The 24,945-nt window shown below is 64.0% G+C and carries 37 protein-coding genes; all 37 read right to left on the bottom strand.

All coding sequences use genetic code 11. The features are described from left to right. Window positions 1-6: 6 nt before the first annotated feature. Window positions 7-1,050, bottom strand: coding sequence for a GNAT family N-acetyltransferase (locus E3O23_RS13485; RefSeq protein WP_134491804.1), 1,044 nt, complete (start codon window positions 1,048-1,050; stop codon window positions 7-9). A gap of 52 nt (window positions 1,051-1,102) precedes the next feature. Then, the gene (locus E3O23_RS13480; protein ID WP_134491802.1) at window positions 1,103-2,146 is read right to left on the bottom strand and encodes a GNAT family N-acetyltransferase; all 1,044 of its coding nucleotides are present in this window, start codon (window positions 2,144-2,146) and stop codon (window positions 1,103-1,105) included. Between the two features lie 209 nt (window positions 2,147-2,355). Continuing rightward, window positions 2,356-2,892 carry a 50S ribosomal protein L17 gene (gene rplQ / locus E3O23_RS13475; RefSeq protein WP_134491800.1) on the bottom strand — a complete coding sequence of 179 codons (537 nt, stop codon included), beginning with the start codon at window positions 2,890-2,892 and terminating at the stop codon, window positions 2,356-2,358. A gap of 47 nt (window positions 2,893-2,939) precedes the next feature. Further along, window positions 2,940-3,929, bottom strand: a complete 990-nt coding sequence (locus E3O23_RS13470; protein WP_134491798.1) for a DNA-directed RNA polymerase subunit alpha — start codon at window positions 3,927-3,929, stop codon at window positions 2,940-2,942. Window positions 3,930-4,116: 187 nt separating this feature from the next. Continuing rightward, window positions 4,117-4,515, bottom strand: coding sequence for a 30S ribosomal protein S11 (gene rpsK / locus E3O23_RS13465; RefSeq protein ID WP_092322345.1), 399 nt, complete (start codon window positions 4,513-4,515; stop codon window positions 4,117-4,119). 45 nt (window positions 4,516-4,560) lie between these two features. Further along, complete coding sequence (gene rpsM / locus E3O23_RS13460) at window positions 4,561-4,935, bottom strand: 30S ribosomal protein S13 (RefSeq protein WP_092322347.1); 375 nt, start codon at window positions 4,933-4,935, stop codon at window positions 4,561-4,563. Window positions 4,936-5,080: 145 nt separating this feature from the next. After that, window positions 5,081-5,194: a 50S ribosomal protein L36 gene (gene rpmJ / locus E3O23_RS13455; protein WP_022883251.1), complete on the bottom strand. Its 114-nt coding sequence runs from the start codon at window positions 5,192-5,194 to the stop codon at window positions 5,081-5,083. A gap of 66 nt (window positions 5,195-5,260) precedes the next feature. Then, on the bottom strand, window positions 5,261-5,482 hold the full coding sequence (gene infA / locus E3O23_RS13450) for a translation initiation factor IF-1 (protein ID WP_055811571.1): 222 nt from the start codon (window positions 5,480-5,482) through the stop codon (window positions 5,261-5,263). Between the two features lie 265 nt (window positions 5,483-5,747). Further along, window positions 5,748-6,578 (bottom strand): type I methionyl aminopeptidase, encoded by an 831-nt coding sequence (gene map / locus E3O23_RS13445; protein WP_134491796.1) that lies wholly within the window; start codon window positions 6,576-6,578, stop codon window positions 5,748-5,750. A 19-nt stretch (window positions 6,579-6,597) separates the two neighbouring features. Continuing rightward, window positions 6,598-7,200 carry an adenylate kinase gene (locus E3O23_RS13440; RefSeq protein WP_134491794.1) on the bottom strand — a complete coding sequence of 201 codons (603 nt, stop codon included), beginning with the start codon at window positions 7,198-7,200 and terminating at the stop codon, window positions 6,598-6,600. Then, a complete protein-coding gene (secY, locus tag E3O23_RS13435) occupies window positions 7,197-8,519 on the bottom strand; it encodes a preprotein translocase subunit SecY (protein ID WP_134491792.1) in 1,323 nt (440 codons plus the stop codon). The genes E3O23_RS13440 and secY overlap by 4 nt, the downstream gene beginning before the upstream one ends. A 95-nt stretch (window positions 8,520-8,614) precedes the next feature. Further along, window positions 8,615-9,295 carry a 50S ribosomal protein L15 gene (rplO, locus tag E3O23_RS18575; protein WP_134491790.1) on the bottom strand — a complete coding sequence of 227 codons (681 nt, stop codon included), beginning with the start codon at window positions 9,293-9,295 and terminating at the stop codon, window positions 8,615-8,617. Beyond that, window positions 9,295-9,477, bottom strand: a complete 183-nt coding sequence (gene rpmD, locus E3O23_RS13425) for a 50S ribosomal protein L30 (protein WP_174774754.1) — start codon at window positions 9,475-9,477, stop codon at window positions 9,295-9,297. Before rpmD ends, rplO begins: the two co-directional genes overlap by 1 nt. Beyond that, window positions 9,477-10,148, bottom strand: a complete 672-nt coding sequence (gene rpsE / locus E3O23_RS13420; protein WP_134491788.1) for a 30S ribosomal protein S5 — start codon at window positions 10,146-10,148, stop codon at window positions 9,477-9,479. Before rpsE ends, rpmD begins: the two co-directional genes overlap by 1 nt. A 35-nt stretch (window positions 10,149-10,183) precedes the next feature. Then, complete coding sequence (gene rplR, locus E3O23_RS13415; protein ID WP_134491786.1) at window positions 10,184-10,555, bottom strand: 50S ribosomal protein L18; 372 nt, start codon at window positions 10,553-10,555, stop codon at window positions 10,184-10,186. Between the two features lie 2 nt (window positions 10,556-10,557). Further along, a complete protein-coding gene (gene rplF / locus E3O23_RS13410) occupies window positions 10,558-11,094 on the bottom strand; it encodes a 50S ribosomal protein L6 (RefSeq protein WP_134491784.1) in 537 nt (178 codons plus the stop codon). Between the two features lie 6 nt (window positions 11,095-11,100). After that, a complete protein-coding gene (gene rpsH / locus E3O23_RS13405) occupies window positions 11,101-11,499 on the bottom strand; it encodes a 30S ribosomal protein S8 (RefSeq protein ID WP_092322359.1) in 399 nt (132 codons plus the stop codon). Window positions 11,500-11,609: 110 nt separating this feature from the next. Further along, the gene (rplE, locus tag E3O23_RS13400) at window positions 11,610-12,197 is read right to left on the bottom strand and encodes a 50S ribosomal protein L5 (protein WP_092322360.1); all 588 of its coding nucleotides are present in this window, start codon (window positions 12,195-12,197) and stop codon (window positions 11,610-11,612) included. Further along, window positions 12,197-12,556 (bottom strand): 50S ribosomal protein L24, encoded by a 360-nt coding sequence (rplX, locus tag E3O23_RS13395; RefSeq protein ID WP_092322362.1) that lies wholly within the window; start codon window positions 12,554-12,556, stop codon window positions 12,197-12,199. Before rplX ends, rplE begins: the two co-directional genes overlap by 1 nt. A 2-nt stretch (window positions 12,557-12,558) precedes the next feature. Beyond that, window positions 12,559-12,927, bottom strand: coding sequence for a 50S ribosomal protein L14 (gene rplN / locus E3O23_RS13390; protein ID WP_092322364.1), 369 nt, complete (start codon window positions 12,925-12,927; stop codon window positions 12,559-12,561). A 33-nt stretch (window positions 12,928-12,960) separates the two neighbouring features. Then, complete coding sequence (gene rpsQ / locus E3O23_RS13385) at window positions 12,961-13,260, bottom strand: 30S ribosomal protein S17 (RefSeq protein ID WP_134491782.1); 300 nt, start codon at window positions 13,258-13,260, stop codon at window positions 12,961-12,963. A gap of 2 nt (window positions 13,261-13,262) precedes the next feature. Continuing rightward, window positions 13,263-13,604 (bottom strand): 50S ribosomal protein L29, encoded by a 342-nt coding sequence (gene rpmC, locus E3O23_RS18740; RefSeq protein WP_134491780.1) that lies wholly within the window; start codon window positions 13,602-13,604, stop codon window positions 13,263-13,265. Continuing rightward, entirely contained in the window at window positions 13,604-14,023 is a 420-nt protein-coding gene (gene rplP, locus E3O23_RS13375; protein WP_134491778.1) for a 50S ribosomal protein L16, read from the bottom strand. The genes rpmC and rplP overlap by 1 nt, the downstream gene beginning before the upstream one ends. A gap of 2 nt (window positions 14,024-14,025) precedes the next feature. Beyond that, window positions 14,026-14,793: a 30S ribosomal protein S3 gene (rpsC, locus tag E3O23_RS13370; RefSeq protein ID WP_134491776.1), complete on the bottom strand. Its 768-nt coding sequence runs from the start codon at window positions 14,791-14,793 to the stop codon at window positions 14,026-14,028. After that, the gene (rplV, locus tag E3O23_RS13365; RefSeq protein ID WP_092322372.1) at window positions 14,793-15,158 is read right to left on the bottom strand and encodes a 50S ribosomal protein L22; all 366 of its coding nucleotides are present in this window, start codon (window positions 15,156-15,158) and stop codon (window positions 14,793-14,795) included. Before rplV ends, rpsC begins: the two co-directional genes overlap by 1 nt. Window positions 15,159-15,184: 26 nt before the next feature. Continuing rightward, a complete protein-coding gene (rpsS, locus tag E3O23_RS13360; protein ID WP_092322373.1) occupies window positions 15,185-15,466 on the bottom strand; it encodes a 30S ribosomal protein S19 in 282 nt (93 codons plus the stop codon). Between the two features lie 9 nt (window positions 15,467-15,475). Then, window positions 15,476-16,315: a 50S ribosomal protein L2 gene (gene rplB / locus E3O23_RS13355; protein WP_134491774.1), complete on the bottom strand. Its 840-nt coding sequence runs from the start codon at window positions 16,313-16,315 to the stop codon at window positions 15,476-15,478. A gap of 25 nt (window positions 16,316-16,340) precedes the next feature. After that, window positions 16,341-16,643: a 50S ribosomal protein L23 gene (gene rplW, locus E3O23_RS13350; RefSeq protein ID WP_134491772.1), complete on the bottom strand. Its 303-nt coding sequence runs from the start codon at window positions 16,641-16,643 to the stop codon at window positions 16,341-16,343. Beyond that, on the bottom strand, window positions 16,643-17,293 hold the full coding sequence (gene rplD, locus E3O23_RS13345) for a 50S ribosomal protein L4 (protein WP_134491770.1): 651 nt from the start codon (window positions 17,291-17,293) through the stop codon (window positions 16,643-16,645). The genes rplW and rplD overlap by 1 nt, the downstream gene beginning before the upstream one ends. Window positions 17,294-17,298: 5 nt before the next feature. Beyond that, window positions 17,299-17,958: a 50S ribosomal protein L3 gene (gene rplC / locus E3O23_RS13340; RefSeq protein ID WP_134491768.1), complete on the bottom strand. Its 660-nt coding sequence runs from the start codon at window positions 17,956-17,958 to the stop codon at window positions 17,299-17,301. An 8-nt stretch (window positions 17,959-17,966) separates the two neighbouring features. Continuing rightward, window positions 17,967-18,275 carry a 30S ribosomal protein S10 gene (gene rpsJ / locus E3O23_RS13335; protein ID WP_005050520.1) on the bottom strand — a complete coding sequence of 103 codons (309 nt, stop codon included), beginning with the start codon at window positions 18,273-18,275 and terminating at the stop codon, window positions 17,967-17,969. 528 nt (window positions 18,276-18,803) lie between these two features. Beyond that, window positions 18,804-19,904, bottom strand: coding sequence for a hypothetical protein (locus E3O23_RS13330; RefSeq protein ID WP_134491766.1), 1,101 nt, complete (start codon window positions 19,902-19,904; stop codon window positions 18,804-18,806). A gap of 259 nt (window positions 19,905-20,163) precedes the next feature. Further along, complete coding sequence (locus E3O23_RS13325) at window positions 20,164-20,373, bottom strand: antitoxin (RefSeq protein WP_241983481.1); 210 nt, start codon at window positions 20,371-20,373, stop codon at window positions 20,164-20,166. 167 nt (window positions 20,374-20,540) lie between these two features. Then, the gene (gene tuf / locus E3O23_RS13320) at window positions 20,541-21,734 is read right to left on the bottom strand and encodes an elongation factor Tu (protein ID WP_092322382.1); all 1,194 of its coding nucleotides are present in this window, start codon (window positions 21,732-21,734) and stop codon (window positions 20,541-20,543) included. A gap of 137 nt (window positions 21,735-21,871) precedes the next feature. Next, on the bottom strand, window positions 21,872-23,986 hold the full coding sequence (fusA, locus tag E3O23_RS13315) for an elongation factor G (protein WP_134491762.1): 2,115 nt from the start codon (window positions 23,984-23,986) through the stop codon (window positions 21,872-21,874). A gap of 99 nt (window positions 23,987-24,085) precedes the next feature. Next, the gene (gene rpsG / locus E3O23_RS13310) at window positions 24,086-24,556 is read right to left on the bottom strand and encodes a 30S ribosomal protein S7 (protein ID WP_092322384.1); all 471 of its coding nucleotides are present in this window, start codon (window positions 24,554-24,556) and stop codon (window positions 24,086-24,088) included. After that, window positions 24,556-24,930, bottom strand: coding sequence for a 30S ribosomal protein S12 (gene rpsL / locus E3O23_RS13305; RefSeq protein WP_055787040.1), 375 nt, complete (start codon window positions 24,928-24,930; stop codon window positions 24,556-24,558). Before rpsL ends, rpsG begins: the two co-directional genes overlap by 1 nt. Window positions 24,931-24,945 lie beyond the last annotated feature (15 nt).

Here is a 24,945-nt window from a genome sequence, read left to right as displayed (position 1 = left end):
CGGACGCTAGAACTCGAGGGTGAAGGCGAACTCGCGGTTCGTCGGCGTGAAACCCATGCCCGTGTACAGGTCGAGGGCGCCGGTGGCGCTGGCCGAGTCCACGTGAAGAGTCGCCCGCTCCTGCCCGGCGGCGCGGGCGGCCCGCAGCTGCTCCGCCAACAGCGCCTGCGCGATGTGCCGGCCGCGCCATGCCCGCTGCACGCCGACCAGGCTGATGTACGAGCCCGTGAAACCCTGCCGCTCCCAGTCGTCTTCGTTCACCGTGGAGAGGACGAAGCCGACCACCCGTTCGGCGCCTCCCGGCTCCGCGCCGAGGGCGACGAAGGACAGGTCGGCGCGGAACACGTCCGAGCCCACGAACGCGTCCCAGGCCTCGTCGCTCATCGGCTGGCTCGACCAGTGGTCCATGAAAACTTCGTCGCGTGCGGCGTGGACGGCCGCTCCGCGCTCCGGCGAGTACGGCGCGATCCGGATGCCGTCGGCGAGGGCGAACTCGCGGATCGGGTCGCCGAGCACCCTCTGCAGGGCAAGGAAGTACCGAGCGAGGCTGAGACCCCCGCGCTCGTAGAGCCGGGCGTTCTGCGGCGCTCGCTCGTCGGTGAACACGATGACCCACCCGGGCAGCGTCTTCGGCGACGACGCGAGCTGCTGCCTCGCCCGGCCGAGCTGCCAGGCCAGGAGCTCGCGGCCGATCCCCCGGCCCCGAAGCTCGGGGTGCACCCCGCCGTGCAGCACCGAGCGCACGAGCGTCTGCTGGCCCGGCGGGAACATCACCATCCCGTTGGCGACGATGGCCCCCGCGGAGTCGAGCCCGACGAGGGAATCGAGTTCCGGGTGGAAGTGCGAGAAGCCGAAGTCCTCGGCGATCTCGTCCCTGGTGGCGAGGTAGTCGGGGTGGTCGACCTCGCCCATGGCCCGGTCGAGTTGCCAGATCCCGTCGACATCGGCCGCGGTTGCCGGCCGCCAGGCGGCGACATCCGGATGCGAGGGAAGCGGCAACGACTCCGGCGCGGTGACGCGGTCATGGAGGGGACGCACAGGGTCAACCATGTGCCAACCCTATTCCGGGGCACCCCCGGGAGCGAACAGGGCCGGGCGCCGATCAGAACTCGAGCGTGAAGGCCAGTTTGCGATGAACCGGCTCGAAGCCCATGCCGGTGTACAGGCCCAGGGCGCCGGTCGGGCTGGCCGAGTCGACGGCGAGCGTCGCGCGCTCGTGGCCAAGGCCGCGGCCCGCCTGCAGCTGGGCGGCCAGGAGGGCCTGCGCGATGTGCTTGCCGCGCCAGCCGCTGACCACGCCGACCAGGTCGATGTAGCTGCCGGTGAAGCCCTGGGTCTTCCAGACGTCTTCGTTCGCGGTGGTGAGCACGAAGCCCACGACCTGCTCCCGGCCGTCGGGGGCCGTGCCGAAGGCCACGAAGGAGAGGTCCTCGCGGAACCACCTCGACCCCACGAAGGCCGCCCAGTTCTCGTCGCTCATCGGCTGGCTGGCCCAGTGGTCCATGAACGCGTCGTCGCGCGCCGTGTGGACCGCGTCCGAGACCGCGGGCGTGTATGGCGCGATGCGGATGCCGGCGGCCGGTTCGATCGCGCGGATCGGTTCGGCGAGCACCCGCTCGAGCGAGAGAAAGTACCGGGAGAGGTTCAGCCCGGCGCGTTCGAACAGCCGCGCGTTCTGCGGGGCGCGTTCGTCGGCGTAGAGCAGGATCCAGCCCGGCAACGCCTTGGCCGAAGAGGCCAGCTGCTGCTTCGCGCGGTCCAACTGCCAGGCGAGCAACTGCCGGCCGATGCCGCGTCCGCGCAGTTCGGGGTGCACGCCGCCGATCGCGATCGACCGCACGAGGGTCTCCTGGCGGGGCGGAAGGAGCACCACCCCGTTCGCGACGATGCGTCCGTCGCTGTCGAGGCCGACCAGGGAGTCGACCTCGGGGTGGAAGTGCGAGTAGCCGAAGTCGGCGGCGATCGCCCCGCGGGTGGTGAGGTAGTTCGGGTGGTCGAGCCGCCCCATGGCCTGGCGCAAACGCCAGATGCCGTCAATGTCGGCGTCGGTCGCCGGGCGCCACTCGGCGACATCCGGATGCTCCGGCAGCGTCGGCTCGGTCGGCGCGGTGACGCGCTCGCTCAGCGGTCGCAGTTCTACAGCCATCCGTCCAGCCTACCGAGGCCCCTCCCCCGGTCGTCGCCGAGGTGAGTCGCGGACAAAGTACCTTCAATTGCCAAACGAAGGTACTTTTCCCGCAACTCAACCGGGGGTGGCGCAGGTGGGCGGGCGCAAGGGTCGGGGAACGAAAGAGGGGCCCGACCGAAGTCGGGCCCCTCTCAGGATGAAACAAGTGAAGCAGTGTGAAGCAGGTGTTACTTGGCTTCTTCGGCTTCTACCGCAGCGTCGGCCTCGGACGGAGCCTCGGTCGACTCGTCCGCGGACTCCTCGGCGACGGGAGCCTCGGTGGGCTCCTCGGCGACCTCGGCAGCGGGCTCTTCGACGACGGGCGCAGCCTTCGTGGAGGCCTTGGCCTTCTTGACCTTCGGCGTGACGGGCTCGAGAACGAGTTCCATCTGCACCATCGAGGCGTTGTCGCCCTTGCGGAAGCCGAGCTTCGTGATGCGGGTGTAGCCGCCCTCGCGAAGTGCAACCTGCGGCGCGATCTCGGTGAAGAGCTCGTGCACGACGGTCTTGTCGCCGATGGTGGCGAGCACGCGACGACGAGCGTGCAGGTCACCCTTCTTGGCGAACGTGATCAGTCGCTCGGCAACCGGACGCAGGCGCTTGGCACGGGTCTCGGTCGTCTTGATCGACTTGTGGGTGAACAGGGACGCGGCCAGGTTGGCGAGCATGAGGCGCTCGTGGGCCGGGCCGCCGCCGAGGCGGGCTCCCTTAGTGGGCGTAGGCATTGGTAATCTCCAGTATCAAAAGTCGAAAGTCAGTCTGAGTGACTGCTTTAGATGGTTTCTTCGTCGTAGCCGCTGTAGAAGTGGGCGCCGTCGAATCCGGGCACCGAGTCCTTGAGCGACAGGCCGAGCTCAACGAGCTTGTCCTTGACCTCATCCACCGACTTCTGACCGAAGTTGCGGATGTTCATCAGCTGGGTCTCCGAGAGGGCGACCAGTTCGCTGACGTTGTTGATGCCCTCGCGCTTGAGGCAGTTGTAAGAGCGAACCGACAGATCGAGGTCTTCGATCGGGATCGACAGCTCGTTCGAGAGGACGGCGTCCACCGGCGCGGGGCCGATTTCGATGCCCTCGGCAGCGGTGTTGAGCTCGCGGGCCAGGCCGAACAGCTCGGTCAGGGTGCGACCGGCGGATGCGATGGCGTCGCGGGGGGTGATCGCCGACTTGGTCTCCACGTCAACGACGAGGCGGTCGAAGTCGGTACGCTCACCGGCACGGGTGGCCTCAACGCGGTAGGTCACCTTGAGCACGGGCGAGTAGATGGAGTCGACCGGGATCTGGCCGGCTTCCGAGTACTCGTTCCGGTTCTGGGTGGACGACACGTAGCCGCGGCCACGCTCGATGGTCAGTTCGAGTTCGAACTTGGCCTTGTCGTTGAGGGTCGCGATGACGAGCTCGGGGTTGTGAACCTCGACGCCGGCCGGAGCCGAGATGTCGGCGGCGGTGACCTGGCCGGCACCCTGCTTGCGCAGGTACGCGGTGATCGGCTCGTCGTGCTCGCTCGAGATGACCAGGCCCTTGATGTTCAGGATGATCTCGGTGACATCTTCCTTGACACCGGGAACGGTGCTGAACTCGTGCAGCACGCCGTCGATGCGGATGCTGGTGACAGCAGCGCCGGGAATCGAGGAAAGAAGGGTGCGGCGCATCGAGTTGCCGAGGGTGTAACCGAAACCGGGCTCAAGCGGCTCGATGACGAACTTGGAGCGGAACTCCGAGACGTTCTCTTCGGTGAGCGTGGGGCGCTGTGCGATAAGCACTATTGATTCCTTTCGGCTAAGTGTCCGCTATATGACACTTGCGATGATTTTTGAGTTATGTGTCTCGACAAGCTCGACAACCGAGTCTGTCGCTGCCGAACTTGACGGTGATCGAGCCATCGGTGATCGAGCTTGTCGAGATCTCGACGGGCTCGATCACCGAGAGGGATCGACCACTGAAAGGAAGTTAAACGCGGCGGCGCTTGGGCGGGCGGCAACCATTGTGCGCCTGCGGGGTGACGTCGTTGATCGAGCCGACCTCGAGGCCTGCGGCCTGGAGCGAGCGGATCGCGGTCTCGCGGCCGGAGCCCGGTCCCTTGACGAAGACGTCAACCTTCTTCATGCCGTGCTCCTGCGCCTGGCGGGCGGCCGACTCGGCTGCCAGCTGTGCGGCGAAGGGGGTCGACTTGCGCGAACCCTTGAAGCCAACGGCACCTGACGACGCCCAGCTGATGACCGCACCGGTGGTGTCGGTGATCGAGACGATGGTGTTATTGAAGGTGGACTTGATGTGGGCCTGGCCCACAGCAATGTTCTTCTTTTCTTTCTTACGCGGCTTCCGTACGGCCGACTTGGGTGCTGCCATGAATTTCTCCTGAATCCTAAAGGCGTGAGCGCGCTGGGCCGAGGCCTAGCGGGCCTTCTTCTTGCCGGCTACGGTGCGCTTCGGGCCCTTGCGGGTGCGAGCGTTGGTCTTGGTGCGCTGGCCGCGAACGGGCAGGCCCTTGCGGTGGCGAATTCCTTCGTAGCTACCGATCTCGACCTTGCGGCGGATGTCAGCGGCAACCTCACGGCGGAGGTCACCCTCAACCTTGAAGGTTCCTTCGATGTAGTCACGGAGCAGGACGAGCTGGTCGTCGCTCAAATCCTTGACTCGGATGTTTCCATCGATTTCGGTGTCGGCGAGGGTCTTGAGGGCCCTCGTACGTCCGACGCCATAGATGTAAGTCAGTGCAACTTCCACGCGCTTGTCGCGGGGAATGTCAACGCCGGCTAGACGTGCCATTGTGGCTTCTCCTGTTGATGAGTGGAGGTCTGTAGCAGCACCTGTGCATCGGCCTCCAACCGATGGTGTCGCCCCGAAGGGTTCCCGGTGCTGCTATGAAACGTGTGTGGTCGAGTGCCGGTCGGCTCTGAAGCCGGGTCGGACTCTAACCCTGGCGCTGCTTGTGACGCGGGTTTTCGCAAATCACCATGACGTTTCCGTTACGGCGAATTACCTTGCACTTGTCACAGATCTTCTTGACGCTGGGATTGACCTTCATGGTGATTCCTTGTGTTCGCTGTCTTCGTACCCACGGGATGCCGCGGGCCGTTACTTACAGCAACCGTTACTTGTAGCGGTAGACGATCCGGCCGCGGGTCAGGTCGTACGGGCTCAACTCAACGATCACGCGGTCCTCTGGGAGGATGCGGATGTAGTGCTGACGCATCTTGCCCGAAATGTGGGCAAGAACACGGTGGCCGTTGGTCAACTCAACGCGAAACATCGCGTTGGGAAGAGCTTCGACTACTGCGCCCTCGATTTCGATGACACCGTCTTTTTTCGCCATAGCCTCACTGTCGCTCAATGCATTGGTTTGCTGGTCGTGCGTGGATTGTGGTGAAATGACGCGCCGAGAACGACGGTGCAAGACACCAAGGATCAACTCTAAGGTATGAGGTTGCCTTTTAGCAATTCTCTCCTATAATCCCTGGCCTCACGCTCCCTCTCGCCCCCTCTCGCCCCCTCTCGCCCACCGCGAAACCGCAGTTGTGCGCCTTAAAACGCGCGAATAACGCGCACAAGTGCGGTTTCGCGGGGTGGGAGGAGGGGGGTTAGGGGATGGGGACGGGTGTGATGCCGAGCGGCTTCAGGCCGGATGCTCCGCCGTCTTCGGCGGTGAGCACCCAGATGCCGTCCTTGTGCACGGCGACGCTGTGCTCCCAGTGCGCGGCGGCCTTCAGGTCGCTCGTGGCGACCGTCCACTCGTCCTCGCGCACGAACGTCTCGATGGAGCCGAGCACGACCATCGGCTCGATCGCGACGACCAGGCCGGGCTTGACGTCCGGGCCCTTCTGGCGCACCCGGTAGTTGAACACGGGCGGTGCCTCGTGCATCGAACGGCCGATCCCGTGGCCGACGTAGTCGGTGAGGATGCCGTAGCTGCCCTGCGACTCGACGTAGTCCTCGATCGCCTCGCCGACCTCGTTGAGGTGGCGGGCGACGGCCAGGCGGGCGATGCCGTGCCAGAGCGACTGCTCGGTCACCCGGGACAGCTCCTCGCGCGCGGCGACGAGCTCCGGCCGGGACGGGTCGGGGATCACGAAGGTGAAGGCGGCATCGCCGTTCCAACCGTCGATCACGGCGCCGCTGTCGATCGACACGATGTCGCCGGCGGCCAGGCGCCGGTCGGTCGGGATGCCGTGCACGACCTCTTCGTTGATCGAGGCGCACACGGTGTGCCGGTAGCCGGCCTCCAGCTTGAAGTTGGAGGTGCCGCCGAGGGCGACGATCGCCGCCTCAGCGGCGGCGTCGAGCTCCAGGGTCGACACGCCCGGCCGCATGGCGGCGCGGGCCGCGGCCAGCGAGGCCGCAGTGGCCAGGCCGGGCGCGATCATCAGGCGCAGCTGCGCCGGCGTCTTGTAAATCGAGCGTCGAAGGCTCATCCGATTCCCCCGGAACCGGTCAGGAGGCTTCGACCGGGCGAACGGCGTGCAGCCCGCGCGCGGCGAGGGCAACCAGGATGCGCTCGGTCACCTCGTCCACGGGGCCGAGTCCGTCGACGGTCACGACGAGGCCGCGCGAGCCGTAGACCTCGATGAGGGGTGCGGTCTGTGCCTCGTAGATGTCCATCCGGTGACGGATCACCTCGGCGGTGTCATCCGCCCGGCCCTGCTCGGCGGCGCGCTTGAGCAGCCGCGCGACGACCTCGTCGGTGTCGGCGACGATCTGGACGACGGCGTCGAGGGCCGTGCCGTCGGTGTGCAGCAGACGGTCGAGTTCGTGCACCTGTTCGGTGGTGCGCGGGTAGCCGTCGAGGAGGAAGCCGCCTGAGGCGTCGACCTCCTGCAGGCGGTCGTGCACGATGGCGTTGGTCAGGGAGTCGGGCACGTACTCGCCGGCGTCCATGAACTTCTTCGCCTCGAGGCCGAGCTCGGTGCCGTTCTTGACGTTCGCCCGGAAGATGTCCCCGGTCGAGACGGCGGGAACCTCGAAGGCCTCGGCGAGGCGCACGGCCTGGGTGCCCTTGCCGGCCCCTGGCGGGCCGATCAGTAGAAGTCGGGTCATCGGAGAAGCCCTTCATAGTGACGCTGTTGCAGCTGCGAGTCGATCTGCTTGACCGTCTCAAGGCCGACACCGACGATGATCAGGATGCTCGCGCCGCCGAATGGGAAGTTCTGGTTTGCACCGATCGCGACGAACGCGATCAGCGGGATGAGCGCGATCAGGCCCAGGTAGATCGAGCCGGGCAGGGTCACTCGCGTCAGAACGAAGTCGAGGTACTCGGCCGTCGGGCGCCCGGCCCGGATGCCGGGGATGAACCCGCCGTACTTCTTCATGTTGTCGGCGACCTCTTCGGGGTTGAAGGTGATCGCGACGTAGAAGTAGGTGAATCCGACGATGAGCAGGAAGTACATCAGCATGTAGAGCGGGTGGTCGCCCTTGGTGAGGTAGTTCGTGATCCAGACGACCCAGGCCGCGGGCTGCTGGCCGGCGGCCGGCTGGTTGAACTGGGCGATCAGCGCGGGCAGGTACAGCAGCGACGACGCGAAGATGATCGGGATGACGCCCGCCATGTTCACCTTGATCGGGATGTAGGTGTTGTTGCCGCCGTAGGTGCGCTTGCCGACCATCCGCTTGGCGTACTGCACCGGGACGCGACGTTGCGACTGCTCGACGAAGACCACGGCGGCGACGATCAGCAAACCGATGGCCAGCACGATGAGCAGGATGTCGATGCCCTTCTGCTGGGCGATCGCGAGGAGCGAGTTCGGGAACTGGGCGGCGATCGAGGTGAAGATGAGGATCGACATGCCGTTGCCGATGCCGCGCTCGGTGACCATCTCGCCCATCCACATGATGACGCCGGTACCGGCGGTCATGGTGATGACCATCAGCATGATGGCGTACCAGGCGTCATTGGTCAGCAGCTGCGAGCACTCGGGGCTGCCGGACGTGCCGAACAGGGCGCCACTGCGGGCCACGGTGATCAGCGTGGTCGACTGGAGGATGCCGAGCGCGATCGTGAGGTAACGCGTGTACTGCGTCAGTGTGCCCTGGCCGGACGCACCCTCCTTGTAGAGGGTGTCGAAGTGGGGGATGACCACGCGCAGCAACTGCACGATGATCGAGGCCGTGATGTACGGCATGATCCCCAGGGCGAAGATGGAGAGCTGCAGCAGTGCGCCACCGCTGAACAGGTTGACCAATTGGTAGAGACCGCTGGCGTCCTGGTTGGCTGCGAGGCAGGCCTGGACGTTGCCGAAGTCGACGAACGGAGTCGGGATGTGTGAACCCAGACGGTACACCGCGATGACGACCAGGGTGAACCCGATCTTCTTACGAAGGTCCGGTGTGCGGAATATCCGCGCAATGGCGCTAAACAAAAGGCCTCCAGTTAAATGCGTTGATCGAGCTTGTCGAGATTCGCCGCCGATTTCTCGGCGCCATCACTCAACAAGCTCGACCAACGTCTACGGACTTACTTGATCGAGCCACCTGCTGCGACGATCTTCTGCTCTGCTGAGCCGGAGACCTTGTCTACTGCAACTGTCAGCTTAACCGCAATGTCCCCGTTACCGAGAACCTTGACCTTCTCATTGTCGCGAACGGCACCCTTTGCTACCAGGTCGGCAACGGTGACGTCGCCACCCTTCGGGTACAGCTCGGCCAGGCGCTCCAGGTTGACAACCTGGTACTCGACGCGGAACGGGTTCTTGAACCCGCGCAGCTTCGGGGTGCGCATGTGCAGAGGCATCTGCCCACCCTCGAAGCCGATACGCACCTTGTAGCGCGCCTTGGTGCCCTTGGTGCCACGACCCGCGGTCTTACCCTTGGATCCTTCACCACGGCCGACGCGCTGCTTGGCCTTCTTCGCACCGGGAGCCGGGCGAAGGTGGTGAACCTTCAGCACGTGCTCGCGGGTCTCAGCGGGCTCGGCAGCGGCCTTCTTCGGCGCGGCAGCCTTGGCCGGAGCCTTGGTTGCAGCAGCCGTCTTGGGCTCAGCGGCCTTGGCCGGAGCCTTGGCAGCAGCGGCCTTGGCCGGAGCCTTGGCAGCAGCAGCCTTGGCCGGAGCCTTGGCAGCGGCAGCCTTGGGGGCGGCCTTCTTCGCGGTGGCGGGCTTGTCGGCTGTCTTCTTGACAGCTTCCTTCTCGTCAGCCATTAGTCAATCTCCTCGACCTTCACAAGGTGAGCGACGGTGTTGACGTAGCCACGGTTCTGCGAGTTGTCCTCGCGAATAACCACGGCGCCAATGCGTCGGAGACCCAGGCTGCGAAGCGTGTCGCGCTGGTTCTGCTTCTCACTAATTTTGGACTTGATCTGCGTCACTTTGAGGCGAGCCATCAGGCACCTGCCTTTGCTGCCGCTGCAGCAGCTGCTGCGTCGGCGTCGGCGCGGAGGAAGCGGGCCGGAGCCACATCTTCGTACGCGAGGCCACGACGAGCTGCGACTGCACGCGGCTCTTCGAGCTGGTGCAACGCCTCGACCGTGGCGTGGACGATGTTGATGGTGTTCGACGAACCGAGCGACTTGCTCAGCACGTCGTGGATGCCGGCGCATTCAAGCACGGCGCGAACCGGGCCACCGGCGATAACGCCGGTACCGGCAGCTGCGGGACGGAGCAGGACAACGCCTGCTGCTGCCTCGCCCTGCACGGGGTGCGGGATCGTCAGGCCGACGCGGGGAACGCGGAAGAAGTTCTTCTTCGCTTCCTCGACGCCCTTGGAGATTGCCGTCGGAACCTCACGAGCCTTGCCGTAGCCAACGCCTACCAGGCCGTTGCCGTCACCGACGACAACGAGCGCGGTGAAGCTGAAGCGACGACCACCCTTGACCACCTTGGAAACGCGGTTGATGGTGACAACGCGCTCCAGGAACTGGCTCTTGTCGGCGTCGCGGCTGCCGCGATCCTTGTTCGGGCTGCGCTCACGGCCACCACGACGAGCCTCACGAGGCTCGTTCTGCGGCGGAGCCGTTGATGCAGCAGTCTCCACTGGTGCCTCTGCAGCCACCACTGTCTCCTTTGTTGCTGTCTTTGCAGTTTCAGTGCTCACAGGTTCAATCCACCCTCTCGAGCTCCCTCGGCGATGGCCGCGACGCGACCCGCGTACTTGCTTCCACCACGGTCGAATACGACGGCGTCGATACCGGCTGCCTTGGCGCGCTCGGCGACGAGTTCGCCGACCTTACGAGCCTTGGCCGTCTTGTCACCATCGAAGGTGCGCATGTCGGTTTCGAGCGTCGAAGCCGAAGCCAGGGTGAAACCCTTGCTGTCGTCGACGACCTGCACGAAAACGTGACGAGCCGAACGGGTGACGACGAGGCGCGGACGAACCGCGGTGCCCTCGATTTTCTTGCGAAGACGTGCGTGCCTGCGTCCGCGGGCAGCCGACTTGCTTTTTCCTCTAGTTCCGAGACCCATGGTTACTTACCACTCTTTCCGGCCTTGCGGCGAACAATCTCGCCGGCGTAACGCACACCCTTGCCCTTGTAAGGCTCAGGCTTGCGAATCTTACGGATGTTGGCGGCAACCTCGCCGACGGCCTGCTTGTCGATACCACTGACCGTGAGCTTGTTGACGCTCTCGACGGTCAGGCTGATACCAGCGGGCGGTTCGATGAGGACCGGGTGCGAGAAGCCGAGGGCGAACTCAACTGAGGTGCCCTTCTGCGCTACGCGGTAACCGGTACCGACGATCTCGAGGCCCTTGGTGTAACCCACGGTCACCCCGATGATCTGGTTGGCGATCAGGGTGCGGGTCAGTCCGTGCAGCGAACGCGAGTTGCGCTCGTCGTCGGGACGAGTGACGACAACCTGGCCGTCCTCGATCTTGACCTCGATGGGCTTGGCGACGGTGAGCGCGAGCTCACCCTTCGGGCCCTTGACGCTGACGGCCTGGCCGTCAGCCTCCACCGTGACCCCAGCGGGGATCTGGATGGGAACTCTTCCAATTCGTGACATTGTCGGCTACCACACGTAAGCGAGAACTTCTCCGCCTACGCCCTTCTTCTCAGCCTGACGGTCCGTGAGGAGTCCGCTGGACGTGGACAGGATGGCAACGCCGAGGCCGCCGAGAACCGTGGGGATCTCGGTCGACTTTGCGTACACGCGAAGGCCGGGCTTGGAAACCCGCTTGATGCCGACGATGGAACGCTCGCGGTTGGGGCCGAACTTGAGGTTCAGCGTGAGGGTCTGGCCTACCTTGGCATCCTTGACGTCCCAGGCAGAGATGTAACCCTGCGCCTTGAGGATGTCAGCGATGTGCGCTTTGAGCTTGCTGTGCGGCATCGACACTGTGTCGTGGTACGCCGAGTTAGCGTTGCGCAGTCTGGTCAGCATGTCTGCGACCGGATCTGTCATTGTCATTTTGTGGTGCCTTTCTCGCCTGGTTTCGTGCACCCGTTACACGGATGACGACCTGTGGTGGTTGCGGGGCTGAACGGCTGTCCAGCCCCCGGGGGTAATGCTGGCCCGTCTTACGGGGTGTTCTCGGCCGTCTTGAAGGGGAAGCCGAGCGCCTTGAGCAGCGCGCGTCCCTCTTCGTTGTTGCGGGCGGTCGTCACAACTGTGATGTCCATTCCGCGGATACGGTCAATCCGGTCCTGATCGATCTCGTGGAACATGACCTGCTCGGTGAGACCGAAGGTGTAGTTACCGCTGCCGTCGAACTGCTTGTCCGACAGGCCGCGGAAGTCACGGATACGGGGAAGCGCGAGGCTCAGCAGGCGGTCGAGGAACTCCCACATGCGGTCGCCACGAAGCGTGACGTGGGCGCCGATGGGCTGTCCTTCACGCAGTTTGAACTGCGCGATCGACTTGCGTGCCTTGGTGACCTGCGGCTTCTGGCCGGTGATCTTGGTGAGGTCGGCGACGGCGCCGTCCATGATCTTGCCGTCGCGGGCAGCCTCGCCGACACCCATGTTGACGACGATCTTCACCAGGTTCGGCACCTGGTGCACGTTGGTGAAACCGAGGTCCTTGGAGAGCTGGGCGGAGATCTCGTCGCGGTACTTCTGCTTGAGACGCGGCTGGATTTTGCCAGCTGCAACTGCTGTGTCAGTCATTACAGGTCCTTACCAGACTTCTTTGCGTAACGAACGCGGACCGTCTTGGTGACGCCGTCCTTCGTTACCTCTTCAATGCGAACTCCGACGCGAGTCGGCTTCTTGGACTCCGGGTCGACCAGGGCCACGTTGGACACGTGGATCGGGGCCTCCATGGTCTCGATGCCGCCGGTCTTGGTGCCGCGCTGGCTCTGGCCGACGCGGCTGTGCTTAGTGACGAAGTTGATGCCCTCTACGAGGACGCGGTTCTTCTCCACCTGCACCTCGAGGATGCGACCCTGCTTGCCTTTGTCGCCTCCGCGAGCCTGGCTGCGGCCGGTGATGACCTCAACGAGGTCACCCTTTTTGATTCTGGCCATGACTAAATAACCTCCGGTGCCAGCGAAATGATCTTCATGAACTTTTTGTCGCGAAGCTCGCGACCGACCGGTCCGAAGATGCGGGTGCCACGAGGGTCCCCGTCAGCCTTCAAGATCACTGCGGCGTTCTCATCGAACTTGATGTACGAACCGTCTGAACGACGGGTCTGCTTTTTGACTCGAACGATGACGGCTTTGACGACGTCACCCTTCTTGACGTTGCCGCCCGGGATGGCGTCCTTAACCGTGGCGACGATGACGTCACCGAGACCGGCGTAACGACGGCCGGAGCCGCCGAGCACGCGAATGGTCAACAGTTCCTTGGCACCCGTGTTGTCGGCAACCTTGAGTCGTGATTCTTGCTGAAGCACTTTCTAACTCCTTCTATCAAGCAAGCGCGAGGCTTACTTGGCCTTCTCGAGAATCTCGACCAGGCGGAAGCGCTTGGTGGCGCTCAGCGGACGGGTCTCACTGATCAGGACGAGGTCGCCGACGCCGGCGGTGTTCGCCTCGTCGTGCACCTTCAGCTTGGACGTACGGCGGATGACCTTGCCGTACAGGGGGTGCTTCACGCGGTCTTCGACCTCAACGACGATGGTCTTGTCCATCTTGTCGCTGGTCACAAACCCGCGAAGGGTCTTGCGGTAGCCGCGCTCGAGAGCCGTTGCCTCGGCTGCGACGACCTTCTCGTCTGTCTTCGCCATGGCTAGGCCTCCTTCGTCTCGACGGCCTCGGCTGCGACGTCATCCGTTACGGGTGCAGTCTCGGCCTTGGCCTTCTTGGTCGTCTTCTTCTCAGCCTTGGCCGGAGCCTCGACTGCGACGGGCGTGGCACGAATGCCCAGCTCGCGCTCACGGAGAACCGTGTAGATCCGAGCGATGTCCCGCTTGACCGCGCGGAGGCGGCCGTGGCTTTCGAGCTGGCCGGTGGCCGACTGGAAGCGCAGGTTGAACAGCTCTTCCTTGGCCTTCTTCAGCTCGTCGAACAGTCGTTCGTTTTCAAAAGTGTCGAGCTCGTTTGAGGCGAGCTCCTTGGATCCGATCGCCATTATGCGTCGCCCTCCTCGCGCTTGATGATGCGTGCCTTGAGGGGCAGCTTGTGAATTGCGCGGGTGAGCGCCTCGCGAGCGACGGTGTCAGAGACACCGCTCAGCTCGAAGAGCACGCGACCCGGCTTGACGTTCGCAACCCACCACTCAACGGAACCCTTACCGGAACCCATGCGGGTTTCGGCAGGCTTCTTGGTGAGCGGGCGGTCGGGGTAAATGTTGATCCATACCTTGCCGCCGCGCTTGATGTGACGCGTCATGGCGATACGAGCGGACTCGATCTGACGGTTGGTCACATAAGCGGGGGTCAGGGCCTGGATGCCGTATTCACCGAACGAAACGGTCGTGCCACCGGTTGCATGGCCGCTACGGCCGGGGTGGTGCTGCTTGCGGTGCTTGACTCTACGTGGAATCAACATGGTTATGCCTCAACTCCTGCCGCAGCGACCGGAGCCGCTGCTGCCTCTGCGCGGGGCGCACGGCGGGGACGGTCGTCGCGACGCTCGGGGCGCGATGACTTTGCGCTTGCCTGCTCGCGAGCGAGTTCCTTGTTGGTGATGTCGCCCTTGTAGATCCAGACCTTCACGCCGATACGGCCGAAGGTGGTCTTGGCCTCGTAGAAGCCGTAGTCGATGTTCGCGCGAAGCGTGTGCAGTGGCACGCGGCCTTCGCGGTAGAACTCCGAACGGCTCATCTCAGCGCCGCCGAGGCGGCCCGACACCTGGATGCGAACACCCTTGGCGCCGGCACGCTGGGCGCCCTGCAGGCCCTTACGCATCGCGCGGCGGAAAGCCACACGAGCGGAGAGCTGCTCGGCAATACCCTGCGCGACAAGCTGGGCATCCTGCTCGGGGTTCTTGACCTCGAGGATGTTCAGCTGGATCTGCTTGGCGGTGAGCTTCTCGAGGTCGGAGCGGATGCGCTCGGCCTCGGCGCCGCGGCGACCGATCACAATGCCCGGACGGGCGGTGTGAATGTCAACGCGGACGCGGTCACGGGTGCGCTCGATCTCGATGCGGGACACGCCCGCACGGTCGAGGCTCGTGCTCAGCAGACGACGGATCTTGACGTCTTCAGCAACGAAGTCGCTGTAACGCTGGCCCGGCTTCGTGCTGTCAGAGAACCAACGCGACACGTGGTCGGTCGTGATTCCCAGACGGAAGCCATAGGGATTTACTTTCTGACCCATTACTTCGTCCCCTCCTCAGGAGTGGTGAGCACAACCGTGATGTGACTGGTGCGCTTCTTGATCTGGAATGCGCGGCCCTGTGCCCGTGCCTGGAAACGCTTGAGGGTGGTTCCCTCATCGACGTAGGCCTGGCTGACGAACAGGTCCTGCTCGTCCAGGTAGGTGTTCGCGGCGTCTGCCTTGACCCTCGCGTTGGCGATGGCCGAAGCAACCAGCTTGTACACCGGGTCGCTTGCACCCTGCGGTGCGAACTTCAGAATTCCCAGCGCTTCCTGCGCCTGCTTGCCGCGGATCAGGTTGACAACGCGACGAGCCTTCTGGGGGGTAACGCGGATGTGACGCACGCGTGCGATCGACTCCACCATTTCTTCTCCTCCTTCACGTCCCCGCGTTAGCGGCGACGGCCCTTCTTGTCGTCCTTCACGTGTCCACGGAAGGTGCGGGTGGGAGCAAACTCGCCGAGTTTGTGCCCAACCATGGTCTCGGTGACGAACACCGGGATGTGCTTGCGCCCGTCGTGCACGGCGATGGTGTGTCCCAGCATTGCGGGGATGATCATCGAACGGCGCGACCAGGTCTTGATCACATTCTTGCTGGAGGCTTCATTCGCCCTGACAACCTTGCGAAGCAGGTGGTCATCAACGAAGGGGCCCTTCTTAAGACTTCTTGGCATCGTCTACTCCTACTTACGCTTCTTGCCGACGGTACGGCGACGAACGATGAGCTTGTCGCTTTCCTTGTTGATGTGCCGGGTACGGCCTTCCTTCTGGCCCCAGGGGCTAACAGGATGACGTCCACCGGAGGTCTTGCCCTCGCCACCACCGTGGGGGTGGTCGACCGGGTTCATGGCGACACCACGAACTGTGGGACGAACGCCTTTCCAGCGCATGCGGCCGGCCTTGCCCCAGTTGATGTTCGACTGCTCGGCGTTGCCGACCTCGCCGATCGTGGCGCGGCAGCGGGCGTCGACGTTGCGGATTTCTCCGGACGGCAGACGCAGCTGGGCGTAGATGCCATCCTTCGCGACGAGACGAACCGACGCACCAGCGGAGCGGGCCATCTTGGCACCGCCGCCGGGGCGGAGTTCGATCGCGTGAATGATGGTACCGGTGGGGATGTTCTTCAGCGGCAGGTTGTTGCCGGGCTTGATGTCAGCACCGGCGCCCGACTCCACAATGTCGCCCTGGTTGAGCTTGTTCGGGGCGATGATGTAGCGCTTGGAACCATCCATGAAGTGCAGCAACGCGATGCGAGCCGTACGGTTCGGGTCGTACTCGATGTGAGCGACCTTCGCGTTGACGCCATCTTTGTCGTTGCGCTTGAAGTCGATCACGCGGTACTGGCGCTTGTGGCCACCACCGATGTGACGAGTCGTGATGCGACCCTGGTTGTTGCGGCCACCGGTCTTCGACAGGGGGCGGAGCAACGACTTCTCGGGGGTCGAACGGGTGATCTCTGCGAAGTCCGCAACAGATGATCCGCGACGACCCGGGGTCGTGGGCTTGAACTTACGAATAGCCATTTCTTAGTCCTCTTGTCCGCGCCGCTTAGCCGACGGCCGTGAAGATGTCGATGGAGCCGGACTTCAGCGTGACGATGGCACGCTTGGTGTCCTTGCGCTTGCCGAGTCCGAACTTGGTGCGGCGAGTCTTGCCCTGACGGTTCAGGGTGTTGATCGACGCGACCTCGACCTTGAAGATCTTCTCGATAGCGAGCTTGATCTCGGTCTTGTTCGAGCGGGGGTCAACAACGAAGGTGTACTTGCCTTCGTCGATCAGGCCGTAGCTCTTCTCAGAGACGACCGGAGCGATGATGACGTCGCGGGGGTCCTTGTTTACGGGGGTAGCCATTATGCGGACACCTCTTCCTTCTTGGTCTTGCTCTCCACGAACGCGTCGAACGCGCCCTTGGTGAAGACGATGTCGTCGCTGACGAGCACGTCGTAGGCGTTCAGCTGGTCCCACGAAAGAACGTGGACCGTCGGGACGTTGCGCACGCTGCGAAGCGTGAGCTCATCGGTGCGCTCCAGGACGACCAGCACGTGCTTGCTGGTGGCGATCTTGGTGAGCAGCTCGATGGCGCCCTTGGTGCTGGGCGTCTCGGCCGAGAACAGCGCGGTGACCACGTGCAGGCGGTCGCCACGGGCGCGGTCGGAAAGCGATCCGCGCAGTGCTGCCGCGATCATCTTCTTCGGGGTGCGCTGGTCGTAGCTGCGCGGGGTCGGTCCGTGGACGATGCCACCACCGGTCATCTGAGGGGCGCGGATCGAGCCCTGACGAGCGCGACCGGTTCCCTTCTGCTTGAACGGCTTGCGACCGGCACCGGAAACTTCTCCGCGGCCCTTCACCTTGTGCGTTCCCTGGCGTGCGGCAGCGAGCTGCGCGACAACGACCTGGTGAATCAGGGGGATGTTGGTCTGAACGTCGAAGATCTCGGCGGGCAGCTCAACGGTGCCGGCCTTCTGACCCTTGGCGTCAATGAGGTCAAGTGAGTTAGCCATAGTGACTACGCCCCCTTCACTGCGTTGCGGACGAATACGAGGCGGCCCTTGGCGCCGGGAACGGCACCCTTGACCAGCAGGAGGCCCTTCTCAGCGTCAACCGCGTGAACCTTGAGGTTCAGGACGGTAACGCGCTCTCCACCCATCCGACCGGCCATGCGCATGCCCTTGAAGACACGGCTCGGGGTCGAGGAAGCACCGATGGAACCGGGCTTGCGGTGGTTACGGTGCGAACCGTGCGAAGCGGAAACACCCTTGAAGTTGTGGCGCTTCATGACACCGGCGAAGCCCTTGCCCTTGCTGGTGCCCATGACGTCGACCTTGGTGCCGGCAACGAAGACACCGTCAACGGTGAGTTCCTGGCCCAGGGTGTAGTCAGCGGCATCCGCGGTGCGGAGCTCGGTGAGGTGACGGCGCGGCGTGACGCCGGCCTTGTCGAAGTGGCCTGCGGCCGGCTTGTTCACCTTGCGCGGGTCGATGGCGCCTGCAGCGATCTGAACGCCGGCGTAGCCGTCGATCTCCTTGCTGCGGATCTGGGTCACGACGTTCGGCGAGATCTCGATGACGGTGACGGGTACGAGCTTGTTGTTCTCGTCCCACACCTGGGTCATACCGAGCTTCTTGCCGAGCAGACCCTTGGTGGTCTTGGTATCGGAGTAAGACATACCGGCCCCTACAGCTTGATCTCGATGTTGACGTCTGCCGGGAGGTCGAGACGCATAAGCGAGTCGACGGCCTTCGGCGTCGGGTCAATGATGTCGATCAGACGCTTGTGGGTGCGCATTTCAAAGTGCTCCCGGCTGTCCTTGTACTTGTGAGGGGAACGGATGACACACACCACGTTCTTCTCGGTCGGAAGCGGCACGGGGCCGACGACGGTGGCACCCGCACGGGTGACTGTGTCGACGATCTTGCGCGCCGAGGTGTCGATGACCTCGTGGTCATACGACTTAAGCCGAATGCGGATTTTCTGTCCCGCCATGTCGAACTCTCTCTCTGTCAAGGCTTCTTACATCCCGAAGGCTGCATTGGACGCCGTAGTAGCACTACTGCTGAAGCACCACTGTTCTTCTGTCAATTTCAGCTCACACCGAATTGTCGGTATTCGCCAAGGCCAACCCCCACGCTCCGGCGGACCGGAGGGCGGACATGGTTTTACCCACATCTTTTGGAGAGTTGATTTAAGCTGTGCTCTGCTACCCGCGGCCTAACCTGGACTCCCGTGAGGAGCGGTTATGCACTGCCTGGCAGTGATCCCAGCCACTGCGCAGTGCGCGGGCCGAAAGTGTTGAACTAGAAGAGTCTGCCATAGGGTTGGGGCATTGTGCAACCCGGGCGTGTCGCTTTCGGCGTGTCCCTCTCGCCCAATGCCCGCCCGGGAGTCGCCCAACGAGGGTGCGGGCGCAGGAACCCGCGCGCCGATGTGCATTCCTGCGAGTTTCTGCCGAATCTCGCGGTGCGCGGGTAGTGCGCCGCTGCGCCCGTGGCGCAGGTGCCGCGCAGCGGCGTACTACCCGCGAATCAGCCGCGAACGTCCCGTCGGCAGCCCGAGCTGGAGCAAACGCGCGCGCAGCCGGTACTGATTCAGCCCGGTGGCGGTGTCCCAGCGCGTGAACCCACGGACCTGCCGCCGGATGCCGTCCTCCCGCAGTTTCTCCGCATAGACCGCCTCGGCCGGCGTGCGTCCCCTGAGCATCACCGGGTCGAAGTACTTGCCCGTGCCGTCGCACTCGCCGACGGAGTCGTAGTCCCGCCAGAAGAAGTCGGTTTCCACGTCTCGGCCGTCGACCTGGAAGCGGTGCTGGAGTTCCGGATCGGGGAATCCGCTCAGCGCAATATTGACGCGGCTCCCCGATTCGCTGGAGGATCCGGACAGGTGGGTGCCGAACTCGATGATCGCCCGCGCCCGCACCGACCCGCGGAAGGGCAGCATCCGCTGCCAGGTGTCTAGCAGCTCCGCCTTCGTCGTCAACGGGAGTACCCGGCCGAAGCGGTCGACTGCCAGCGCACGATCGACCGCCGCGACCGCCGACTTCAGATCCATCGTGGCCGCGAGATCGACGACCGTTCGCGCGACTGTCGTCAGGAGCACCCCATCGCGTTCGGTCAGGTCTGCCGCGTGGATGCCCACTGCGTGCTTGCGGATCCCCGGGTCGGACCGGCCGCCCGCCGCGCGTTCGATCAGGAAGTGAACCTCCCGCGGCCACGGCACAAGAATCGGCAGCCCCCAGAGCACCGCGGCGGATTGATGGGATACCGGGAGGGAGCCCCCGCGGGCCAGCGCGGCACCGCGCACCCGAAGCTCGTACTTCTGGTCCCGTGTGAACTCCCGCCAGCGAGCGGCAACGACATACTGCCCGCGGTAGAACCGATGCAGGTGGCCGCTTTGGGCAAGCCGGCGCAGACGAAGGTCTGCGCCGAAGGCACCGCTCAGGTCGGAGGCGAGTACGAGGCCGTCGGTGAGGGCGCCTGCGTCATTCGGCTCCGTGTCAGTCGGCTGCGTGTCATTCGGCTCCGTGTCATTCGTCTTCGGCTCATTCCGCCCCGGGTTGTTCGGCGCCAGGTCATTCGGCTCCAGGTCATTCGGCTCCAGGTCATTCGGCTCCAGCATCCGCTCAGTCTGTTCGACGGCTGCCGGGCGGGCGGGCGCGGCACAAATCGGGTGGAGGAGCCCCCAGGCGCGGCCACTGGGGAGGACGCCCGTCCGCCCGAGTTGCGCGGGTGCTACGCCGTTGCGCGGGCGGCGCAACGCCCGCGCAGCGACGCAGTACCCGCGCGCGGCCCGGCTGCCGACTGTGCGACGCTTCGCAGCGGCCCGGGTGCCGAAAGCGAAACGCCGGCGAAAGGGGGCCGTGACCGGCCGGGCGGCTCTAGTCGTTGCCGACCTTCTTGTCGGCCTCGTCGCGGGCGCCCTCGATCTGCTCGTCGAACTTGCCGCCGGTGACCTTCTTGACGGCATCCGCCGTGCCGCCGAGCACCTTGTCGCTGATGTCCTCGGCCTGCTGGCTGTTCAGCGCTTCCTTGACCTTGCTGTCGTCCAGGAATTCCTGGGCCTTCCTGGTGATGTCCTCGAGTCCCACGATCGCTCCTCCGCTGTCGGCCGCCCGGCGCGGCCCATCCCGTCAAAGCTAGAACGACGCGGCGACCTTTGCAATGCCCGGGCGCCGAGCACGCAAAAAGGGGCCGGGCCCGAAGGCCCGACCCCTTTCGGATCGACTAGCTCAACATGCGAGCCGGCAGAAGGGTGTTACTTGAGTACCTTGGTGACCGTTCCGGCGCCGACGGTGCGGCCACCTTCGCGGATAGCAAAGCCGAGGCCCTCTTCCATGGCGATCGGCTGAATCAGCGTGACCGTCATGTCGGTGGTGTCGCCGGGCATGACCATCTCGGTGCCCTCGGGCAGCGTGATGACGCCGGTGACGTCCGTGGTGCGGAAGTAGAACTGCGGGCGGTAGTTCGCGTAGAACGGGTTGTGACGGCCACCCTCATCCTTTGACAGGATGTAGGCGGTGCCCTCGAACTCGGTGTGCGGCGTAACCGAACCGGGCTTGACGACGACCTGGCCGCGCTCGACGTCTTCGCGCTTGGTGCCACGAAGAAGAAGACCACAGTTCTCGCCGGCCCAGGCCTCGTCGAGCTGCTTGTGGAACATCTCGATACCAGTGACCGTGGTCTTCTGCGTCGGGCGGATGCCGACGATCTCGACCTCGGAGTTGATCTTGAGGGTTCCACGCTCGGCGCGGCCGGTGACGACGGTTCCACGACCGGTGATCGTGAAGACGTCCTCGACGGGCATGAGGAACGGCTTGTCCTTGTCGCGGACGGGGTCCGGGATGAAGTCGTCGACAGCCTTCATGAGCTCAAGGATGTTCGCGGTCCACTTGGGGTCGCCCTCGAGCGCCTTGAGTGCGGAAACGCGCACGACGGGAGCGTTGTCCCCGTCGAAGCCCTGGGCGGAAAGCAACTCGCGAACCTCGAGCTCAACGAGCTCAAGGATCTCTTCGTCGTCAACCATGTCGGACTTGTTCAGCGCGACCATCAGGGACGGCACGCCGACCTGCTTGGCGAGAAGAACGTGCTCACGGGTCTGAGCCATCGGGCCGTCAGTAGCGGCAACCACGAGGATCGCGCCGTCCATCTGAGCGGCACCGGTGATCATGTTCTTGATGTAGTCAGCGTGGCCCGGGGCGTCAACGTGTGCGTAGTGACGCTTCTCGGTCTCGTACTCAACATGCGAGATGTTGATCGTGATGCCGCGCTGGCGCTCTTCGGGAGCGGAGTCGATCGACGCGAAGTCGCGCTGAACGTTGGTCTTGGACGGATACGTGTCGGCAAGGACCTTTGAGATCGCTGCAGTCAGCGTGGTCTTTCCGTGGTCAACGTGACCGATCGTTCCGATGTTTACGTGCGGCTTGGTCCGCTCGAACTTGGCCTTGGCCACTGTAGGTCCTCCTCAGGATCCTCGTGCAGTCCACCGGCCGCTTTTCACGGCGACCGGTGACTCTGCTGGAGATGTGTCTACTTATGTTACTTGGGCCAGGCGGCCTAAGCGATTCGGCCCGAAGGCCAGGGGTTGGGCTATTCGCCCTTGTTCTTCTGGATGATCTCGTCGGCGACTGCCTTCGGGACCTCCGCATAGCTCTCGAAAGTCATCGAGTACACGGCACGGCCGGAGGTCTTCGACCTCAGGTCACCGATGTATCCGAACATCTCCGAGAGGGGAACGTGGGCGCGAATTACCTTCACGCCCTGCGCGTCCTCCATGGTCTGGATCTGCCCACGACGGGAGTTGAGGTCTCCGATGACGTCACCCATGTATTCCTCAGGGGTGCGCACCTCGACGGCCATCAACGGCTCGAGAAGAACGGGGTTCGCCTTGCGAACGGCTTCCTTGAAGCCCATCGATCCGGCGATCTTGAACGCCATCTCCGAGGAGTCGACGTCGTGCGCGGCACCGTCGAGCAGGCTCGCCTTGACGCCCACCATCGGGTAGCCGGCCAGGACGCCAACGTGCAGCGCGTCCTGGATACCAGCGTCAACCGAGGGGATGTACTCGCGCGGGATACGGCCACCGGTGACCTTGTTCACGAACTCGTACGTCTTGTCGACAGTGATTTCAAGCGGCTCGAGCGCGATCTGGATCTTCGCGAACTGGCCGGATCCACCGGTCTGCTTCTTGTGCGTGTAGTCGTGACGCTCAACCACCTTGCGGATGGTCTCGCGGTAAGCAACCTGCGGCTTGCCGACGTTCGCCTCAACGTTGAATTCACGCTTCATGCGGTCGACGAGGATGTCGAGGTGAAGTTCACCCATTCCCTTGATGACCGTCTGGCCAGTTTCCTGGTTCTGCTCGGTGCGGAAGGTGGGGTCTTCTTCGGCCAGCTTCTGGATCGCGAGACCCAGCTTTTCCTGGTCCTGCTTGGTCTTCGGCTCGATGGCAACCTCGATGACCGGCTCCGGGAACGTCATCGACTCGAGCACGACCTGCGCGTTCGGGTCGCACAGGGTGTCACCCGTGGTCGTGTCCTTGAGGCCGATGACCGCGTAGATGTGACCGGCGGTCACGAAGGCCACCGGGTTCTCCTTGTTGGCGTGCATCTGGAAGATCTTGCCGATGCGCTCCTTCTTGCCCTTGGTCGAGTTGATGACCTGGGCTCCGGAGTCGAGACGGCCGGAGTACACGCGAACGTAGGTCAGGCGACCGAAGAACGGGTGCACGGCAACCTTGAAGGCGAGAGCGGTGAACGGCTCGTCGGCATCCGGGTGACGCATGATGACCTTCTCCTCGTCACGCGGGTCGTGCGCCTCAATGGCGGGCACGTCGAGCGGGGTGGGGAGGTAGTCGATGACAGCGTCGAGCATCGGCTGGACGCCGCGGTTCTTGAACGCTGAACCACAGAGGACCGGGTAGATCTCGCTGTTGACGGTGAGCTTGCGGATGGCGCCCTTGATCTCGGCGACGGTCAGCTCTTCGCCGGCGAAGTAACGCTCCATGAGCTCGTCGTCGGTCTCGGCGACGGTCTCGAGGAGAAGCTTGCGGTACTCGGCCGCCTTCTCGACGAGGTCGGCGGGGATCTCTTCGATGGCGTACTTGGCGCCCATCTCGACGTCACCCTTGGAGTCGCCGCGCCAGGTCAGCGCGCGCATCTGAACGAGGTCGACAACGCCCTCGAAGTTCGACTCTTCACCAATGGGCAGCTGGATGACCAGCGGCTTGGCGCCGAGGCGCTTGATGATCGTGTCGACCGTGAAGTAGAAGTCGGCGCCGAGCTTGTCCATCTTGTTGACGAAGCAAATGCGGGGCACGTCGTACTTGTCGGCCTGGCGCCAGACGGTCTCGGACTGGGGCTCAACGCCCTCCTTGCCGTCGAACACCGCGACAGCGCCGTCGAGGACGCGGAGCGAACGCTCCACCTCGACGGTGAAGTCCACGTGGCCGGGGGTGTCGATGATGTTGATCTGGTTGTTGTCCCAGAAACACGTCGTCGCGGCGGACGTGATCGTGATGCCGCGCTCCTGCTCCTGCGCCATCCAGTCCATCGTCGAGGCGCCGTCGTGGGTCTCGCCGATCTTGTGGTTGACACCCGTGTAGAACAGAATGCGCTCAGTCGTGGTGGTCTTGCCGGCATCAATGTGCGCCATGATGCCAATATTGCGGACCTTGCTCAGGTCAGTCAGCACGTCAAGTGCCACGGGAGTCCTCCGGAAGTCTGTGGTTTTGTGGGGCTAAACAAGCATGGTGATCGAGCTTGTCGAGATCTGTGACCTCGACAAGCTCGACCATCGAAACGACTACCAGCGGTAGTGTGCGAAGGCCTTGTTCGCCTCAGCCATCTTGTGAGTGTCTTCGCGACGCTTCACAGCGGCACCGAGGCCGTTGGATGCGTCGAGAATCTCGTTGGTGAGACGCTCGGTCATCGTCTTCTCGCGACGAGCCTTGGCGTAGCTGGTCAACCAGCGGAGGGCCAGGGTGTTGGCGCGGTGCGGCTTGACTTCGACCGGCACCTGGTAGGTGGAACCACCGACGCGGCGCGAACGCACCTCGAGGGTCGGGCGAACGTTGTCGAGTGCCTTCTTCAGCGTGACAACGGCATCCGCGTTGTTCTTGGCGGTGACCCCTTCGAGTGCGTCGTAAACGATGCGCTCGGCGAGGCCCTTCTTGCCGTCCAGGAGGATCTTGTTGACGAGCTGGCTGACGATGGGAGCACCGTAAACCGGGTCAGCGATAACGGGACGCTTGGGCGCTGGGCCTTTACGAGGCATTACTTCTTCTCCATCTTGGCGCCGTAACGGCTACGAGCCTGCTTGCGGTTCTTGACGGCCTGGGTGTCCAGTGCGCCGCGAACGATCTTGTAACGAACACCCGGGAGGTCCTTAACGCGACCGCCGCGGACGAGCACCATCGAGTGCTCCTGCAGGTTGTGGCCCTCGCCGGGAATGTAGGCGGTGACCTCGGTGCCGTTGGACAGCTTGACGCGGGCGACCTTGCGGAGAGCCGAGTTCGGCTTCTTCGGCGTGGTGGTGTAGACACGGGTGCAAACGCCGCGCTGCTGTGGGTTGGCCTTCAGGGCGGGAGCCTTGGTCTTGGTGACCTTGGGGCTGCGGCCCTTTCTGACCAACTGCTGAATGGTTGGCACTAATTACTCCTTGAT

This window comes from Cryobacterium tagatosivorans (genome assembly GCF_004402215.1).
Classification (GTDB): Bacteria; Actinomycetota; Actinomycetes; order Actinomycetales; family Microbacteriaceae; genus Cryobacterium; species Cryobacterium tagatosivorans.
This window is presented reverse-complemented; position numbering and strand designations above follow the sequence as displayed.